The sequence below is a fragment of the Streptomyces sp. NPDC127177 genome, assembly GCF_042672475.1.
Classification (GTDB): domain Bacteria; phylum Actinomycetota; class Actinomycetes; order Streptomycetales; family Streptomycetaceae; genus Streptomyces.
The window spans coordinates 26,626-42,966 of record NZ_JBHXUW010000045.1 but is presented as its reverse complement, the minus strand read 5'-3'; the positions used below and the strand labels follow the sequence as shown (position 1 = coordinate 42,966).

Here is a 16,341-nt window from a genome sequence, read left to right as displayed (position 1 = left end):
GTCCTGGCCGGACGCCCCCCGGCCCGACGCCCTGACCCGACGTCCCTGGCCCGACCGTCGTGGCCCGACTGCACTCGCGTCGACGACCGCTCCCCGCCGGGATCGGACAGGGGCCTGTGTTCCCCTGCCCGACGCGCTCAGTTCTGCCGGGGCAGCAGTTCCGTCTCGAACCGGTCCAGGAAGGAGTCGAAGGACTGGGCCCGCGAAGCCGCCCCCACCCCGGCACCGGCTACTGCCCCGGCGGGATAGATCACGAACTTGCTGAGTCCTGCCTCGACATAGCCGTCCAGCAGCCGGTGCAGTTCCGGCCATCCATCGGCGACGAGCTCACGCGGATCGCTCTCCGGAGCACGCCGGCGCACAGCCGCTGCCAGCTCCTGCGGAATTCCGTCCTCCGCCACGGTGAGACTGATCCCGAAGTGGTCGGGCTCGATCTCCCGTCCCGCTTCCCCGGCCGCGGCGCGGATCGTCTCGCGAGCCCGGCCGGCCTCCTCGGGCGTGAGGAAGGACCCCAGCCAGCCGTCCCCGTACCGCCCGACCCTGCGGAGCCCGGCGGGGGCGCTGCCTCCGAGCCAGATGTCCAGGGGCCTGGCCGGCAGCGGCGCGAGCCGTGCGGACGCCACCGCGAGATACTCCCCGTCGAAGTCGACGACCTCGCCGGCGAGCGAGGCCCGCAGCAGTTCCAGGGACTCGTCGAACAGGGCCCCGCGCCTGCCGTCCGGCGCGGGGAACAGCTCTCGTTCGTCCGGCCTTGCAGGCTGGAGCCCGAGGACCGGGAGAACGCGCCGGGGCGCCAGACCGGCCAGGGAGACCAACTGCTTGGCCACCAGCACCGGGTGCCGGCCCGGCAGAACCGCGACCGAGGTGCCGACCTTGAGCCGGCTCGTCCGGGACAGTGCGTGGGCCATCCCGATGAACGGGTCCACCGCGTCCGAGTAGATGTGCTCGGACAGCCAGAGGGAATCCACGCCGTCCCTTTCGAGACGGTCGACGATCCGGCTGAAATCCGGCAAGGACGAACCGGCGCCGAGCCCCACTCCGAAGCGGATCTTCATGACCACCACAGTACGCGCGAGGCTGCCCACCCGTCCGATTCAGGCGTTGAGCAGGATGGGGAAGGCTTCCATGTCGTTCTGGGTCATCACCGGCAGCTTGCGGATGTCCGCGTCCGGCACCGCGAGCCGCAGTCCGGGGAACCGGGCGAAGAGGGCGGGCAGGGCTATCCCCGCCTCGACCCGGGAGAGCGCCGCTCCGGGGCAGATGTGCGGTCCGTGGCCGAAGGTCATGTGCCGGATGGGGGTGGTGCGGGTGATGTCGAAGGCGTCCGCGTCGGCGCCGTGCTGCTCGACGTCACGGCCGATCGCCCGGTAGGAGATGACCACGCCCTCGCCCTTGGCGATGACGTCGTCCCCCACCTGGATGTCCTCGGTGGCGAACCGCATCAGCAGATGGGTGGTCGGGGTGTCCCACCGCAGCGTCTCCTCGATCACGGTCTCCCAGGAGACCTCCCCGTCCAGCACCAGCCGCAACTGCTCGGGGTGGGCCAGCAGGGCCCGTACGGCGTTGAGGATGAGCCCGATGGTGGTCTCGTGCCCCGCCGCGACCATCGCCTTGAGGTTGCCCACCACCTCCTCCTCGGTGAGCGGCTCGCCGCCCTCGTCGGCCAGGATGAGGGCGGAGGTCAGATCGTCGGTGGGCCGTGCGGTCTTCTCGCGCACGAGCCCGGCGTAGAACACGTCCAACTCGGCGAGCAGTGCCAGCCGTTCGTCCTGCGGGGTGAGCATCGAGAAGAACGCCTTGTACTGCTTGGTCAGCATGGCGTTCTCGGCGGGGTCCACGCCCATCAGCATGCCGACGACCCGCATCGGCAGGGGCTGCGCGAAGACCGACTTCAGGTCGACGACGCCCCCGTCCCGACCGCCTTCGGCGAGGGCGTCCAGCAGCTCCTCGGTGAACTCCTCGATGTCGGGCCTGATCGCCTCCAGCCGCCGGGGCGTCAGCGCCTGGGAGGTCTTGGTGCGCAGCCGCCGGTGCTCGGCACCGTCCACGGTGAACATGGACCGTCCGGCGTCGACCATGCCGATGAGCGGCCATGCGTGCGTCACCTCGCCGCTCCGCCACAGCCCCCACGCGTCGAGGTCCTTCACCAGCCTTGGGTCCACCAGGAGTTGGCGGGCGTCCGCGTGCCGGGTGATGGTCCAGGCGGGCACGCCGAGCAGTTCGATCCGCGCGAGCCGGCCGGCCTCGCGCAGCCTCGCCGTCTCCCCGTCCAGGTCCTGGACCATGGGGTCGATGACGACGGTCCCGGCGTCCGGGGCGGCTGCGTGCGCGGCGGCGTGAGGGCAGTTCACGAGAGGTCTCCTGTCGTGCGAACGGGGGTGAACCGAACGGGGAGCGCGGTGGTCCCCCGCAGAAACGCTGACGGCCGCCGTACGAGGTCCGCGACGGCGACCCGTAGCTCCAGATCGGGCAGCCGGTCGAGCAGCACCTCGATTCCGGTACGGGCGATGATCTCGGCGATCTCCTGGGCGGGGAACGGGCACCGGTACTCACCGTGGCTGAAGGCGAGATGTGCGCCGTTGCCGCCTTGTTCGGAGGCGCCGCGGCCTGACAGGTTCTGCCGGATCAGGGGATCGGTGTTGGCGGCTCCGAGCCCGAGCAGCAACATGTCGCCCGCCTCGATCCGCTGTCCGCCGAGCCGGGTGTCCCGGGTGGCCCAGCGTCCGGCGAGGATCTGCGTCGGCCCGTCCTCCCAGAGCACCTCGTTCATGGCCTCGGCCACACTTCGCCGCCCGCCGGCCATCGAGTCGGCGAACTCGTCCTCGGTGAGCATCAGCCGGAGCGAGTTGCTGATCCAGTCGGCGGTGGTGAGGTGCCCGGCGGCCGTGATGGCCATCAGGTCGAGCATGTACTCCTCGTCGGTGAAGGCCTCGGGGAAGTCGAGCATCCGGGAGGTCACGTCGTCCCCGGGCTCGTCCCGCTTGGCGGCGACCAACCGCCGCATGTGCTCGCCGAATCGCAGATGGGCTTCCTGCGCCCCCGGGCCCCCGTCGGCCAGGTCCTTCAACACCCGTGCGATGTCGGCGCCTTCGTCGTCGGGGAACCCGACAAGCCGTGCGAGGACAAGCACCGGGAGGGGTTCGCAGAAGTCGGCGACGAGGTCCGCCGCGCCGCGGCTGCACACGGAGTCGATCAGCCGGTCGGCCAACTGCTCGCAGTGGCTGCGGATCTCGAACGGGTCGGCCCCTTCGAGTGCGGGTCCCACCATCCTCGCGTGACGGCGGTGCTCCTCACCCGCGCTGAAGTAGATGGACGGCAGGGGCCGTCCGACCATGGGGAGCAGGGGCCAGTCATCGGGGATGTGTTCCCACTGGTTCCACAGGCCGACATCGCGGGGGAACAGCTCGCCGTCGCTGGTGACCTGGTGCAGTTCGCGGTACCCGATGACCAGCCAGGCGGGGAAGCCGCCGGGCAGCTCCACGGGGACGACCGGCCCGTGGTCGCGCCGCATCGCGCGGTAGACGGCTCGCGGCTCGGTCTGGAACGAGGGGCCGCCGAGCGGCACGGCACCCGCATGGGCGGGACACGCCGGCGGGGTCGAGGAGGGCGCGGGCTCTGCTGAGGGTGGGCGCGTCATCATCCTGACTTCTGTGGCGGAGGCTTCACGCGTCACGATCATGCGATCAACGCATGTTCACTATAAGGATTTTATGTGACGCCACATCGGTCAATGCCGATCAAAGCTGCAAGCCGAGCAGAAGCCATCCGGTACAACTCCCGGACAACTCGGCATAATTGACAATCGACCACCAACAGAGCACGGCTACTCGCGGCGCCTCACCTCCCGGCCGTCATCTCCCTACGACAGCCCGGCAGCGGGGAGACCGCACAACTCCCCACCGTCGAGAGCGACGTTGACAAGGCCGGCCACCCGGCTGTCGCCGTCCACGAGCTTCAGCGCATGCCACCGGGGCAGCCAGTACACGCGTCCGCGATGGGCCGCGAGCGTTTCGCGCAGCGCGTCCGGAGTGTGGGTCCAGACCGTGGGGAGGACACCCGCGTAGTCGAAGGCGGCGCGTAGTCCGACCCATCCGTCGTCCCCGACGTCGCCCGCGGTCAACAGGATCTCGACGGCCTGCCCCTGCTCCTGGCTGCACTTCTTGGCGTGGATCCAGTGCATCCGATGGCCCGGGGCGTAACGGTCGCAACCGTCACTCCGGACGGAGCCGCTCTCGGTGAGGTGACGCAGCATGGTGAGTCCCGCCTTCCGGGGCAATGGACCCCGAGCGCTCTGCACCGCGGTCCGCTGTTCCCCGCACCTCGCGCACGGGGCAGGTCGTCACCCGGAGCACCCGCAGCGGAGCGGGGTGCCGTCCAGCCAGCCGGGGCTGCGCGCTGGAACTCATGACCCGACGAAAACGATAACGCACCGGCGTACACGCACCGCCGGGCACCACCGCACGGCCGACGGACGGTCAGGGGTACACGGGGGCCGGCCCCCGTGTACCCCTTCCACCGCACCGCACCACCCGTACGGCCAACAGCTCAGCCGGTGACGAGGCCCGGGTCGCTGGTGCCGGCCGCACCCGTCTCGACATGCCCGGCGAACCGGCGGAGGAACGTCTCGTCCGCGTCGGAGACCACTGTGATGTCGTACCAGTGATTGCTGCCGCGCAGGTCAACGGCGTGATTCACGGTCGCCCCCGCACGCACCGCCACGGTCTCCGCCCCTCCCCCATAGGCATCCGCACCGCGCACCGTTAGTTGTACGGTCCCGTCGGCGGTGTTGGTGAGGGTCAGTTCGAGCCCGCCGCTCGCCGCGTCATGACGTACCGTCACCTCCGGTCCCGTGGCCTTGCCGGACCCCCTGAAGGCGCGCAGGAATCCGTTCGGGCCGTGCACGGTGAGGTCGGTCACTTCCTTGGAGTACGCCGTGTTCCAGCTGTCGGAGACCGACTTCCCGGCCTCGGTCGTGTAGGTCCACGGCCCGTCGGTGCGATTGGCGGACGTCACCAGGAACTGCGCCCCGGCCGCGTCGCCGCCGCTGAAGGTGAGCTGGTACTTCCCGGTGGACGGGTCGGCCGCCCCGTCCACGAGGGGCGCGTACCGCAGCGGCCGGGTGGGCCGCCCGCCCGCCTCCTGCTTCGGCACACTGCCGGAGACCGGCGGTACCGGTACGTAGTCGGGGTGCCGGTCGGCGTCCGGGGGCGCGTACCCGTCGGTGGAGGGCAGCGAGGCGGGCGCGGTGTCCGTACGGCTGAAGTCGAAGGCCGAGGTCAGATCGCCGCATACGGCGCGCCGCCAGGGCGAGATGTTGGGCTCGTGCACGCCGAAGCGCTCCTCCATGAACCGGATGACGGAGGTGTGGTCGAAGACCTCCGAACACGAGTACCCGCCGGTGCTCCACGGGGACACGACGGTCATGGGCACGCGCTGACCGAGCCCGTACGGCCCGGCCGCGTAGCTGAGGTCGCCGGGGAAGTGGTCGGCGGAGGTGTCCACCGTGGACAGCCCCTGCGCGGCCCCGGACGGGACGAACGGCGGCACGACGTGGTCGAAGAAGCCGTCGTTCTCGTCGTAGGTGATGAAGAGGGCGGTCCGGCCCCACACCTCGGGGTTGGAGGTCAGCGCGTCCAGCACCTGCGAGATGTACCAGGCACCGTAGTTGGCGGGCCAGTTCGGATGCTCGCTGTACGCCTCGGGAGACACCACCCAGGAGATCTTGGGGAGCGTCCCGGCCCGGACGTCCGCCTTCAGATCGTCGAGGAGCCCGTCCCCGCTCTTGACGTCGGTGCCGGTGCGCGCCTTCTCGAAGAGCGGGTCGCCGGGCTTGGCATTCCGGTAACTGTTGAAGTAGAGCAGGGAGTTGTCGCCGTACGTCCCCCGGTAGGCATCGTCGATCCATCCCCAGGAACCGTCGGCGTCGAGCCCGTCACCGATGTCCTGGTAGACCTTCCACGACACCCCGGCCTTCTCCAGCCGCTCGGGGTAGGTGGTCCAGCCGTACCCGGCCTCGGCGTTCCCGAGCACGGGGCCACCACCGGACCCGTCGTTGCCCGTGTACCCGCTCCACAGGTAGTAGCGGTTCGGGTCGGTCGAGCCGAGGAACGAGCAGTGGTACGCGTCGCAGACGGTGAAGGCGTCGGCGAGTGCGTAGTGGAACGGGATGTCCTCACGGGTGAGGTGGGCCATGGTCGTCGCCGTCTTGGCGGGCACCCACTGGTCGTAGGCCCCCTTGTTCAGCGCCCGGTGCCCACCGGCCCAGTCGTGGTTCAGGTCCTGGAGGAACTGCAGCCCGAGATCATCGGCCGGCGGCCGGAACGGCAGCACCTCCTTGCCGAGCCCGTCCTTCTGGTGCCAGACCGGCTTCCCGCTGGGCAGCGTGACCGGACGCGGGTCACCGAAGCCTCGTACGCCCTTCATGGTCCCGAAGTAGTGATCGAAGGAACGATTCTCCTGCATCAGTACGACGATGTGCTCGACGTCCTGGATCGTGCCCGTACGACCCTTCGCGGGAAGCGACGCGGCACGGGCGATACTGCCCGACAGCGCGGAGAAGGCGACCGTGCCTCCCGCGAGTTGCAGGAGACGGCGACGGTTCAGTTCTGCCATGGGTGAGGGCCTCTGCGGGGTGAGGAGACGTGGGGGCGAAAGCGACTGGAGTGTTCCAGAATCGGCCTGCTCTATGGAAGACCCTTGCAGTGTGCACACGGTGGCGTCCGGCCGAACAAACAGCGACGAAACGGGTGGCCGCGGCGGGGTGGCGGCACCGTGGGGGCGCGGTGGGGGCCGGATTGCCGGAGACGGGCAGACCCGTGGCCACAGGGCTGCCGACTCCTGTTCTTGCCGATTCGACCCGCCACCGAGCACGCTGCACGGGGCGGGCGCGAGCGGGCTTCACAGAGGCAGGCACGAGCACGCTGCGCAGCAAGCCGGCTGGCTCGCTCGCTCGCTGGCCGACCGACCGACCGGATGCGAGGGGGCCCTGGGTGAGACACATGCCCTTCTTCCGATGGGTGCTGACGCTCGGCGTACTGCTCATCGGGTGCTCCGCGGCCGTCTACGTAACCGTGCCGGACATGCCCGAGCTGCGGCAGGTCGATCTGTCCGTGCTGGAGGAGGCGCCGGACGGGGCGTGCACGGTCCAATGGAACGACCCCTTCGACCACCACGAACACGAAGCCCCCTACCGGTGCGACGCCGATCGCGACCCGATCCTCAAGGCGCCGGCCTACGACCCCGAGTCCGGGCACGGCTGGGAGACCGGGTTCGTCGTCGCCGAGGGCTCGGACAAGGGCGAGCTGTACTCGCTGGGCGAGGACGACGACGAAGCCGCCGATCGGACCGACCTCTCCGACCGGCTCGTGATCATCGGCCTGCTCCTGACGATCACCGGACTCCTGGGCGGCAACATCCGTGCGGCGTCCCGGCTGAGCGGCGTACAGCCGCACCTCATCCGCCGCGCCCACCGGCTGAGCGAGCGAGCCTCGTCGGTGGCCCGCGACCACTCACGGGCGGTCGACGCGGTCCGGCAGGCGTGGACACCCTTGCACCGGGAGCGAGTGCGCGAGGAACTGACCCGCATCCCGGTGTCACGGCTGCGCAGTGAGGACAAGAGGCGTTTCAGGACGAAGGAGTGGGAGAAGGCCGGCATCCGGACCGTGCGCGACGTCCTCGACACCGGCGTGTGGGAGCTGGGACAGCTGCCCGGCGTGGGCCGCCGCACCGCCGAGCGGGCGGTCGGGGCCGCACAGCGCACCGCCCGGGCGACGAGCGAGAACGTGGTGCTCCGGATCGCGGCGGACAGGCCCGAGCCCCGGACGACAGCCCTGATCGCCGCTCTGCACGTGCTGATGGCGGCCGGGCCCGGGGCGCGGCAGGCAACGGAGACCGCCAAGGAACTGGCCGCCGAGTTAGACGTGCTGCTGCCCGAGGCCTCCGCCGCGTCCGGGTACGCCCGGATGCTGCGAACCGGCCCGGAACAACGCCGAAGGGCCCGGTCGGCCGTGGGACGGCTGCGCAAGATACTGGACGAGGCGGAGCGGAACTGCGTCGACCAGCGGTTCGGGCAGGCGTCGGTCGACCTGCTGCGCGGTCCGGACAGCGCGCGGGACGGGCTGTCGGCCTGGGCCGACTTCGAGTCCCGGACCAAGGACTACTACCGGCTGCTGGCAGAGATCACGGCCGACCGCGACACCGGAATCCCCCTCCGGACCCAGTACTGAGACGCCGACTTCACTTACGGACTCACATGCTGGCACGTGCGGGACCACGCGCTGGGTCACGTGCGGGGGCACACGCTGGGTCACGTGCGGGGTCACATGAGGGGCCATCACATGCGGAGTCACTTGCGGTGAACCCGGAGTTCGAGGACGACACGTTCGGCAGAAAGAGAGCGCGACCAGACCGGTTTGCCGTGCGCGATCCAGGAAAGGCGGGGGAGGCCAACTGCCCCTCTGGAAAGCGATGTTGCCTATGCGCGCAAGATCCGTACACACCTCCGGTGTTCTGACCGCGGCCCTGCTGCTCTCGGCCGCCGCGATCGCCCCGTCGGCCGGCGCGACCGTCCGGGACACGTCCGGCCCCCTGGCCGGTGACGGTGGAGCCCAGCACTGCACAGTGAACGCGACGTCAGGCATCGAGAGCTGCTACCGGACGTTCACGGAGGCCATCGAGGCCGCCAGCGGCGGCCGGATCACCGGCGCGCCGCCCTCCGCGACCGCAGCGGTACACAGTGACGCGTTCAAGTCCCGAATGGCCGAGCAGGCGCAGGAGGGAGTCATCCAGGGAACCTTCTTCGACGACGAGCAGTACGGAGGGGACTCCCTCACCATCTGGGGCGCCGAGCCGTGTGTGAAGGACGGCTGGGTCAACTTCCAGTTCGACCTGGGGGACGACTGGAAGAACCGCATCTCCTCCTTGCAGCCGTGGGGCGGCTGCGCGCTCTGGCTCTACCCCGAGCCGGGACTGAACGGTGACCGGGACGGCCCGTTCGAGGAGAACAGCGCCGCCATCGGGTCGTTCATGAACGACCGCACCCAGTCCATCGGCTTCAGCTGACGGCCGCCCCCACCGGGGCGACCGCGCCCTCCTCCCCCCACACAGACTCGATCACCCCCCACGGAGATCACCCATGACAGTGAAAGTCCGGCTCCCCCTGCTTCTCGCGGCGCTCGTGACCGCGGGCAGCGCCGTCCTGACCGCTCCGGGCACCGCGCTCGCCGAGGACCAGCCCACCATCCGTGAACTGCTCGACAAGTGCGACAACGGAACCGACAGCTGCGTCTTCCACCCCGACGGGGCAGCCGAGATATCGATGGGCGAGTCCCATCAGGTAGGCGACTCCGCCTTCAACTGCACCCCGGACAACCAGACCACCACCGTCGGCTGGTCGGACACGACAGGCGAGTCCAACAGCGTCGGTGTCTCCCTGACGGCGGAGTACGGCTTCTCGCTCGTGTTCAAGATGAGCATCACGGCCACCTACGGCCACACGTGGGAGAGTTCGCACACCGAGTCGGAGCTGACGGCAGTGAACGTCCGGCCGGGCGAAGTCGGTTGGGTGACCCGCGAGGCCCAGATGCAGCACGTCAGCGGAACGTACGAGATGCACTTCCCGGACCGCTTCTACGGCCACTACTACTGGTACGTGCCCTTCGACGCGACGGGCCCGATGCCGGACGCGCCGAGCACCAAGACGCAGCACACCCGGGCGATGACCGACGAGGAGAAGTCGGCCCACTGCGGCTGACAGCACCCGGCGCACGCCTGTCGGGCCAACAGCCTGCGGCAAGCCCCTCCCGACCCCGGTCGGGAGGGGCTTGCCGGGCCGGGCCTCCGCCGCACCGGGAAGCCTGCCCCATCCGCCGGCCTGGAAGGCCTGGAAGGCCCTCCAGGCCCGAGCCCCGTCACTCCCCGCTGTTCCTCAACTTCGCTGCGAAGTCACCGTCCGGTGAGGAATCATGCGGATCATGGCTCAGCTCGAAGCGCGCGAAGTGCCGCTGCACAAGGTCTTCTGCAGTGACTACGACTTCCGGATCCCCGACTATCAGCGCCCCTACGCTTGGCAGCCCGAACAGGCCCAGCAACTCCTCGCCGACCTCGAGGAAGCTCTTCTGCGAGGTGACGGGGAGCCCTACTTCCTGGGCTCTCTGGTACTCGTCAAGGACAGCCGAGCCGCCGAGGCCGATGTCATCGACGGTCAGCAACGTCTGACGAACCCTGACCATCCTGCTGGCCGTGTTGCGGGATCTGGCGCAGCAGCCCGATGTGGTGACCAACCTGGTGGCGATGATCTCCGAGCCCGGGAACACGGTCCTGGGCCTGAAGGCCAAACCCCGACTCACCCTGAGGCCCCGGGACGCCGACTTCTTCCAGCAGCACGTCCAGACCGACGGCTCCATCAGCACCCTCCTCAAACTGAACCCCCACAACCTCAGGACCGACGCGCAGAGGGCTGTACAGGCGAACGCACAGGCACTGCACACCACCCTGGCCGCCTGGAGCGACGATCAACGCCTCTCACTGTGCAAACTGATGGGGGTCCAGACGTTCCTCGTCGCGGTGAGCACCCCTGATCTGGAGAGCGCCCACCGGATCTTCAGCGTCATGAACTCCCGGGGCCTGGACCTGTCGCCTGCCGACATCTTCAAGGCCCAGATCATCGGAGAGATCGACCAGGAGGTCTCGGAGACGTACGCCAGGCGGTGGGAGGACTCCGAGGAGAGCCTCGGCCGCGAGGACTTCTCCGACCTCTTTTCCCACATCCGCATGATCTTCTCCGGCGAGCGAGCACGACAGGAACTGCTCAAGGAGTTCCAGAGCCAGGTCCTCGTTCACTACAAGAACGGTCGCGCCAAGGAGTTCGTGGACCACGTACTCGTTCCCTACGCCGAGGCGTCCGCGGTGATCCGCGACAAGGCATACGCGGCCGGAGACGGCTCGGACCAGGTCAACCTGTGGTTCCGCAGGCTGTTGCTGTTGGACAACAACGACTGGTGGCCTGCCGCGCTGTGGGCTCTCACGACCCACGGAGACGATCCGGTGTGGCTGGGTTCGTTCCTCCGGTCACTGGAACGTCTCGCGGCAAGCATGTTCGTCCGACGTGTCTACACCACTCCCCGCGTGTTCCGTTTCGCGGAGTTGCTGACCGAGCTGAAGGAGCTGACCCCGGACAGTGCCCTCGACGCCTCGGCCTTCCAACTGACCGAGACGGAGCGGGCCGAGACACTGCGCCGGCTCGACGGCGAGGTCTATCACGAGTTGAGGACACGACGGTACATCCTGCTGCGGCTCGATGAGTTGGTCTCCGAGGACGACATCGTGGCGACCTACGACGCTCCGCGCATCACGGTCGAGCATGTGCTCCCCCAGAACCCCGATGCCCAGTCGCAATGGCGTGCCGACTTCACCACGGCCGAACGCGCCCTGTGGACACACCGACTGGCCAACCTGGTGCTGCTCAGCCGCGCGAAGAACTCCCAGGTCCAGAACCTCGACTTCACCGACAAGAAGGAGCGGTACCTCAAGCGGGGCGTCGTGACGTTCCCCCTGACCACACAGGTGCTGGGCCAGGACACCTGGACACCGGAGCACCTGGAGAAGCGCCAGACGGAACTCCTCGGCCTGCTGGCCGAGGAATGGCGGCTGTAGCGGGAGGGTGAGGGTCAGTCGGGCCGCTGTCGCCACGCTGGACAGGGCTGACGAGACCAGTGAGACGGCTCCCGGTGCACGCCCGCAACGCTCCGGGAGTTGTCGGAGCAGTGAGCGTGCGAACGGAACGGCCGGCGGATCCGATTTTCAGTAGATCAATGAGATCGAGTGCGGCGTTGGCAGCCATCCGTGCGTGGACGGCCCACCCCCGCCGGGCCTCAGCGCCCGCTGCGGCGGCGATGGGCCCGCTGCCGGCAGGTAGCACCGCAGAAGCGTGCCGGGCGCCCCGCGGTCTTGGCCTCGAACTCGGCTCCGCACTCCTCGCATCGCGTTCTCATTACGTGACGCTCGCCGGGACCGTAACGAAACGCATGCCTTTCCGTGACCGAAGCCGGGCCCCGCAGACCCTCCAGCGCCAGGTGCACCATGCGGACTCCCCCGGCGCTGTCCCGGTGGGTGGCCCGTATCGTCGCGCACCCGGCGATGAGCACGGCGACGTCGTCCGAGCCGATCCCGGCGCGGACTCCGCCGGCCTGCTGGGCCGCACGGAGCAGTTCGGCCAGTGCCTCATGGAATTGGCGGGCCGACGCGAGGAGCATCGGACGCGGCCAGCTGGTGTCGTTGGTCACGAGGTCGCAGACGTGCCTGCGCCCCGCGGACTTGTCGACCGTCTCCAGGAGAAAGCCGAAGAACGCCGCGGTAGGAGAAGCCTGGGCGGACCACCGTCGGGCAGCGGCGACCAGGTCTTCGACATGGTGGACGAGGACGGCCTCCAGCAGGTTCTCCTTGCTCGGGAAGTGCCGGTACACGGTGCCGGTGCCGACCCCCGCCTGCCATGCGATCTCGCTGAGCGAGACGTCGAGTCCCTGAACGGTGAACGCGCCCACGGCGGCGCCGAGCACCTTCGCGCGGTTGCGCCGGGCGTCGGCCCGGCCGGTGTCAGGGGGAACAGGAGCCATGTCACGTAATCCCTTGTCCGTCACGTTCAACCGGGTGGAGGATTCCACATCGTCCCCGGGGCCGCCATGCCGACCGCGCCTTCGAGACTCCCCTGGGCGGAGGATGACATGACTGCTCGACCGGCACATCCCGCATCCGTTCCCGGCGCCCGTCGTCGCGGTGACCGACTCGTCGCCGTGACCGGCGCGACGGGTAAGCAGGGCGGCGCCACCGCACGTCGGCTTCTGGCGGCGGGCACGCCGGTGCGTGCGATCGTGCGTGACACGACCGCCCCGGCGGCCCTCGCGCTGCGGGCCGCCGGGGCCGAACTCGCCCTCGGCGACTTCGACGACCCGTCAAGCCTGCCGGTGGCACTGCGAGGTGCCTCGGCGTTGTTCGCCGTGCCGCCCGTCGCCTACGGTCCGGGCGGCACCGATCTGGAGCGGGAAGTCGCCCGCGGGCGAGCACTCGCGGACGCCGCGGCCACCGCCGGTATCGAGCACGCCGTGTTCACCGGCATCGCTTCCACCCAGGACCGAGTGGCCGCGTCTCAGGGCAAGGAACAGATCGAGCACTACCTGCGCGAGCGGATTCGTCTGGTGACGGTACTGCGCCCGGTGCGGTTCATGACGAACTTCCTCGCATCATGGGACATCGGTCTGGACGGCATCGTCGACGGTGTGCACCGGCACATCTTCCCGCCGGACGAACCGGTCCAGGTCATCGCGCTGGAGGACATCGCGGAGTTCGCCGCGCTGGCGTTCGAGGCCCCCGATCGTTTCGCCGGCCGGACGCTGGAGCTGGCCGGGGACGCCCCGACCCCTGCGCAGGCCGTCGCCGCCATCACCGAAGCGACCGGCACGGCGGTGCGCTACCGGCAGCTCACCCATGACGAGGCCGCCTCCCTCGGCCCCGAGATCGCCCATGTCAGGGAACGGTGGGCGCAGGGCGCACGCTGGCACGCCGACATCGAGGTACTGCGCGTGGTGCACCCCGGAATGCGTACCTTCGCGGACTGGCTCGAGGAGTCCGGTGCCGAGGCGCTCCGCGCCATGTTCCTCGGCCGTCAGGACCCGCAGGCGCAGGCAGGGTGAGGCGGTCGGCGAGCTCGGCCCGGGGCCACGAGACGGGTCCTGCCACGCCTGCGCCGGAGCGGGCGTCCCCCAGCGTCCCCTGGGGGACAACCCCCAGATAGGTCGGGGAGAAACCGGGTCGTGCGGAGGACGCCGGGTCCGTAGGTTCTGGGGTGGAATCGTCGTACCGCTCCACACAGCCCCCGGAGGAATCTCGTGACCGCCCCAACCCCTCAGCCGTCACGCGGGCCGCACCCGCTCGTCGCGGCCTTTGTGCGCTTCGTGGTCTGCGGCGGTGGGGTGGGGGTCGCGTCCAGTGGGGTGCTGGTCATGCTGCACGGAGCGATGCCGTTGGCCGTGGCGAACGCGCTGGTCACCGTGGTGTCCACCGTGATAGCCACCGAGTTGCACAGCCGGGTGTCGTTCCGGAGCGGGCGTCGGGGATGGGGCATCCACCTTCAGTCCGGGCTGACCGTCGCCGTGAGTTACGCCTTCACCACCGGGGCGCTGCTCTGTCTGTACGCCGTTCGGTCCGAGCCGTCGGCGCTGGTCGAGCAGAGTGTGTATCTGTCGGCGTCGGCCCTCGCCGGGGTCGGGCGGTTCGCGCTCCTGCGGGTCGTGGTCTTCGGGGAGCGGAAGACCGGCCGGACCCGTGGTGGGGTGCTCGGTCGGACGTCAGTGGCCATGGCTGCCTGACCCGCAAGGGCGGGCCGCGGCCCTCCGTCCCGCCGGTCGTCCGCGCCGATTGGATATCGTGGCTGGTCGGTCGGGCGGTTGCACGGCCGGTGAGTCGAGTGGGCGGGGCGCAGGTGGCACAGGAGCGGGCCGGTTGGGTGCGGGTGCCTGTCGGGGACGGGGCCGCGCGGTGGGCCACGCGGGGGAAGTGCCTGCGGGTGCTGGTCGTCGTGCACAACGTGACCGCCGCAACGCGGCTCCTCGATGTGCTGCCGCTCTTCGACGGCGATCTGCGGATTCAGCTCCTCGCCACCTGCCCGGAGTCCTCCGCGTTCTCGGCCGGCACCGCCGAACTGCTTGTCGACACCGGGGTTCCGGTGCTGCCCTGGGAGCAGGCCGTCCGGACACCCGTGGACCTGGCCATCTCCGCCAGCTTCGGGGGGCAACTGGAGCTCATTCGTGGGAAGTTGACCATCCTCTCCCATGGAGTTGGGTACACCAAGAGGCTGGCAACACCGGACACCGGGTCAGGGGCGGGGGCGTTCGCTGTTGCGCCCGTGTTCGGGCAGGCTCCTCAGTGGGTTCTGGCGGACGGCGTGCCCATCGCGGACGCGCTCGTTCTCTCTCATCCCGAACAACGCGACCGGCTGCTCGCCGCGTGTCCCGAGGCCGCGCCGACCGCCGTGCTGGCGGGTGACCCCTGTTTCGACCGTATCCTCGCCGCCCGCCCCTACCGTGAACGGTTCCGGCGGGCGCTCGGAGTGCGGGCCGGGCAACGGCTGGTCGTTCTCAACTCCACCTGGAACGCCGCGTCATTCTTCGGAGACGGAGACGGGGGCGGAGTCGGGGGCGGAGTCGGGGGCGGGAGTGGGAGTGAGGGCCTGGGCGGGGGCCGAGAGGGCGATGACCTACTGCCCTCGCTGCTGCCCCGGCTCGCTCAGGAGTTCCCCTTGGACGAGTACCGGTTCGCCGCCGTCCTGCACCCCAACATCTGGCACGGGCACGGCCCCGGTCAGGTCCGGGCCTGGCTCGACCGGGCGCGGCGCTGCGGGCTCGCGCTGATCGATCCGCTCGAAGGGTGGCGGCAGGCGCTGCTGGCCGCCGACGCGGTGGTCGGGGACCACGGGTCCGTCACCTTCTACGCCGCGGCGCTCGGCACTCCGGTGATGCTTGCCGCGGCTCCGCTGCACGAGCTCGATCCCGATGCGCCGATCTCCGATCTCATGCGGGAGGCGCCCCGGCTCGACGCCTCCGCGCCGCTGCGCGAGCAGATCGACCGGCTCGTCGATGACCATCGGCCGCTGCCGGGACCCGCCGAGTTCACGACCTCGGTGCCGGGTGAGGCGGCGGCCCGGTTGCGTACCCTGTTCTACTCGATGATGGGCGTGGCGGAGCCGGAGTGGGATGCCTCGCTGGAGACCTTGCCGCTGCCCGGTCATGAGCCCGTGTCCGTCACCGTGCCCCTGCGGGTCCTGACCCGGGTTCTCCGTCCCGGCGAGGTCTCTGTGTCGCGCTGGGCCGGTTCACCACCTGCCTCGGAGAGCCTCGACGGAGACCTGCACATCGCTGTGCACGAGGACACGCGTGATGTGGACCGGCTGGATCTCGCCGATGTCATCTTCCGGGACGGGCTGCCCGACGATCCCCGGTTCGGGTCGCCGTCGGTCTGGACGGCCGAGGTGTTGCAGCGCCATCCGGGCTGTGCCCTGGCCGCCTTCGCCGTCGGGCCCTTCGAGTGCGTCGTCCGGCTGCGGGGCGGGGCGCTCCTGCGTCTGGTGTCCGGGCCCGAGGAGGAGGGGGACGAGGGCGGGGGCGGAGCCGATCCCGGCGTCAGTGCCTCTGCTCTGCACGCGCTGCTGGGGGCCGGAGAGCCCGGTCCCGGCCCCGCCGCCCGGCGGCTGGCCGAACTGGTGGACGGCGGCGGGTTCTCGGTCCGTCTCGGGGGCCCGAACCGGCCCCGGCGATGGGTGCGGGTCGTCGGTCTCGCCGCCGGGTGACCCGG

The 16,341-nt window shown here is 70.0% G+C and carries 13 protein-coding genes, 1 pseudogene and 1 riboswitch; of the genes and pseudogenes, 8 read left to right on the top strand and 6 right to left on the bottom strand.

Translation table 11 applies throughout. From position 1 onward, the window contains the following. Positions 1 to 137: 137 nt before the first annotated feature. From ACFVJX_RS25635 to ACFVJX_RS25615, 5 genes are all read right to left on the bottom strand, one after another. A complete protein-coding gene (locus ACFVJX_RS25635; protein WP_384124433.1) occupies positions 138 to 1,055 on the bottom strand; it encodes a TIGR03854 family LLM class F420-dependent oxidoreductase in 918 nt (305 codons plus the stop codon). Between the two features lie 39 nt (positions 1,056 to 1,094). Then, positions 1,095 to 2,351 carry a cytochrome P450 gene (locus ACFVJX_RS25630; protein WP_384124435.1) on the bottom strand — a complete coding sequence of 419 codons (1,257 nt, stop codon included), beginning with the start codon at positions 2,349 to 2,351 and terminating at the stop codon, positions 1,095 to 1,097. After that, positions 2,348 to 3,637, bottom strand: a complete 1,290-nt coding sequence (locus tag ACFVJX_RS25625; protein WP_384124437.1) for a cytochrome P450 — start codon at positions 3,635 to 3,637, stop codon at positions 2,348 to 2,350. The genes ACFVJX_RS25630 and ACFVJX_RS25625 overlap by 4 nt, the downstream gene beginning before the upstream one ends. Positions 3,638 to 3,859: 222 nt before the next feature. After that, complete coding sequence (locus ACFVJX_RS25620; protein ID WP_384124439.1) at positions 3,860 to 4,252, bottom strand: hypothetical protein; 393 nt, start codon at positions 4,250 to 4,252, stop codon at positions 3,860 to 3,862. 48 nt (positions 4,253 to 4,300) lie between these two features. Continuing rightward, positions 4,301 to 4,410, bottom strand: a riboswitch (SAM riboswitch). A 135-nt stretch (positions 4,411 to 4,545) separates the two neighbouring features. Then, positions 4,546 to 6,612, bottom strand: coding sequence for a phosphocholine-specific phospholipase C (locus ACFVJX_RS25615; RefSeq protein WP_384124441.1), 2,067 nt, complete (start codon positions 6,610 to 6,612; stop codon positions 4,546 to 4,548). 386 nt (positions 6,613 to 6,998) lie between these two features. Here ACFVJX_RS25615 and ACFVJX_RS25610 point away from each other — a divergent pair, with 386 nt between their 5' ends. The 5 genes and pseudogenes from ACFVJX_RS25610 (at position 6,999) to ACFVJX_RS25590 (ending at position 11,652) form a co-directional block, all read left to right on the top strand. Then, a complete protein-coding gene (locus ACFVJX_RS25610) occupies positions 6,999 to 8,225 on the top strand; it encodes a hypothetical protein (protein WP_384124443.1) in 1,227 nt (408 codons plus the stop codon). Positions 8,226 to 8,475: 250 nt separating this feature from the next. Beyond that, entirely contained in the window at positions 8,476 to 9,060 is a 585-nt protein-coding gene (locus tag ACFVJX_RS25605) for a hypothetical protein (RefSeq protein WP_384124445.1), read from the top strand. A gap of 73 nt (positions 9,061 to 9,133) precedes the next feature. Continuing rightward, a complete protein-coding gene (locus ACFVJX_RS25600) occupies positions 9,134 to 9,751 on the top strand; it encodes a hypothetical protein (RefSeq protein WP_384124447.1) in 618 nt (205 codons plus the stop codon). A gap of 211 nt (positions 9,752 to 9,962) precedes the next feature. Further along, a pseudogene (locus ACFVJX_RS25595) lies at positions 9,963 to 10,157 on the top strand (DUF262 domain-containing protein); the annotation flags it as partial. Between the two features lie 82 nt (positions 10,158 to 10,239). Continuing rightward, the gene (locus tag ACFVJX_RS25590; protein WP_384124449.1) at positions 10,240 to 11,652 is read left to right on the top strand and encodes an HNH endonuclease family protein; all 1,413 of its coding nucleotides are present in this window, start codon (positions 10,240 to 10,242) and stop codon (positions 11,650 to 11,652) included. Positions 11,653 to 11,870: 218 nt separating this feature from the next. Here ACFVJX_RS25590 and ACFVJX_RS25585 read toward each other — a convergent pair whose 3' ends face one another. Beyond that, complete coding sequence (locus ACFVJX_RS25585) at positions 11,871 to 12,611, bottom strand: TetR/AcrR family transcriptional regulator (protein ID WP_384124451.1); 741 nt, start codon at positions 12,609 to 12,611, stop codon at positions 11,871 to 11,873. A 108-nt stretch (positions 12,612 to 12,719) separates the two neighbouring features. Here ACFVJX_RS25585 and ACFVJX_RS25580 point away from each other — a divergent pair, with 108 nt between their 5' ends. From ACFVJX_RS25580 to ACFVJX_RS25570, 3 genes are all read left to right on the top strand, one after another. Then, entirely contained in the window at positions 12,720 to 13,685 is a 966-nt protein-coding gene (locus ACFVJX_RS25580; RefSeq protein WP_384124453.1) for an NmrA family NAD(P)-binding protein, read from the top strand. 195 nt (positions 13,686 to 13,880) lie between these two features. Beyond that, entirely contained in the window at positions 13,881 to 14,360 is a 480-nt protein-coding gene (locus ACFVJX_RS25575) for a hypothetical protein (protein WP_384124455.1), read from the top strand. A 137-nt stretch (positions 14,361 to 14,497) separates the two neighbouring features. Continuing rightward, positions 14,498 to 16,336, top strand: coding sequence for a hypothetical protein (locus ACFVJX_RS25570; RefSeq protein WP_384124457.1), 1,839 nt, complete (start codon positions 14,498 to 14,500; stop codon positions 16,334 to 16,336). Positions 16,337 to 16,341 lie beyond the last annotated feature (5 nt).

Bases quoted from the DNA above. Each gene is read 5' to 3' on its own strand.
- ACFVJX_RS25610 (WP_384124443.1), top strand. From the start codon at position 6,999: ATGCCCTTCTTCCGATGGGTGCTGACGCTCGGCGTACTGCTCATCGGG.
- ACFVJX_RS25600 (WP_384124447.1), top strand. From the start codon at position 9,134: ATGACAGTGAAAGTCCGGCTCCCCCTGCTTCTCGCGGCGCTCGTGACC.
- ACFVJX_RS25625 (WP_384124437.1), bottom strand. From the start codon at position 3,637: ATGACGCGCCCACCCTCAGCAGAGCCCGCGCCCTCCTCGACCCCGCCG.
- ACFVJX_RS25580 (WP_384124453.1), top strand. From the start codon at position 12,720: ATGACTGCTCGACCGGCACATCCCGCATCCGTTCCCGGCGCCCGTCGT.
- ACFVJX_RS25635 (WP_384124433.1), bottom strand. From the start codon at position 1,055: ATGAAGATCCGCTTCGGAGTGGGGCTCGGCGCCGGTTCGTCCTTGCCG.
- ACFVJX_RS25620 (WP_384124439.1), bottom strand. From the start codon at position 4,252: ATGCTGCGTCACCTCACCGAGAGCGGCTCCGTCCGGAGTGACGGTTGC.
- ACFVJX_RS25585 (WP_384124451.1), bottom strand. From the start codon at position 12,611: ATGGCTCCTGTTCCCCCTGACACCGGCCGGGCCGACGCCCGGCGCAAC.
- ACFVJX_RS25605 (WP_384124445.1), top strand. From the start codon at position 8,476: ATGCGCGCAAGATCCGTACACACCTCCGGTGTTCTGACCGCGGCCCTG.
- ACFVJX_RS25615 (WP_384124441.1), bottom strand. From the start codon at position 6,612: ATGGCAGAACTGAACCGTCGCCGTCTCCTGCAACTCGCGGGAGGCACG.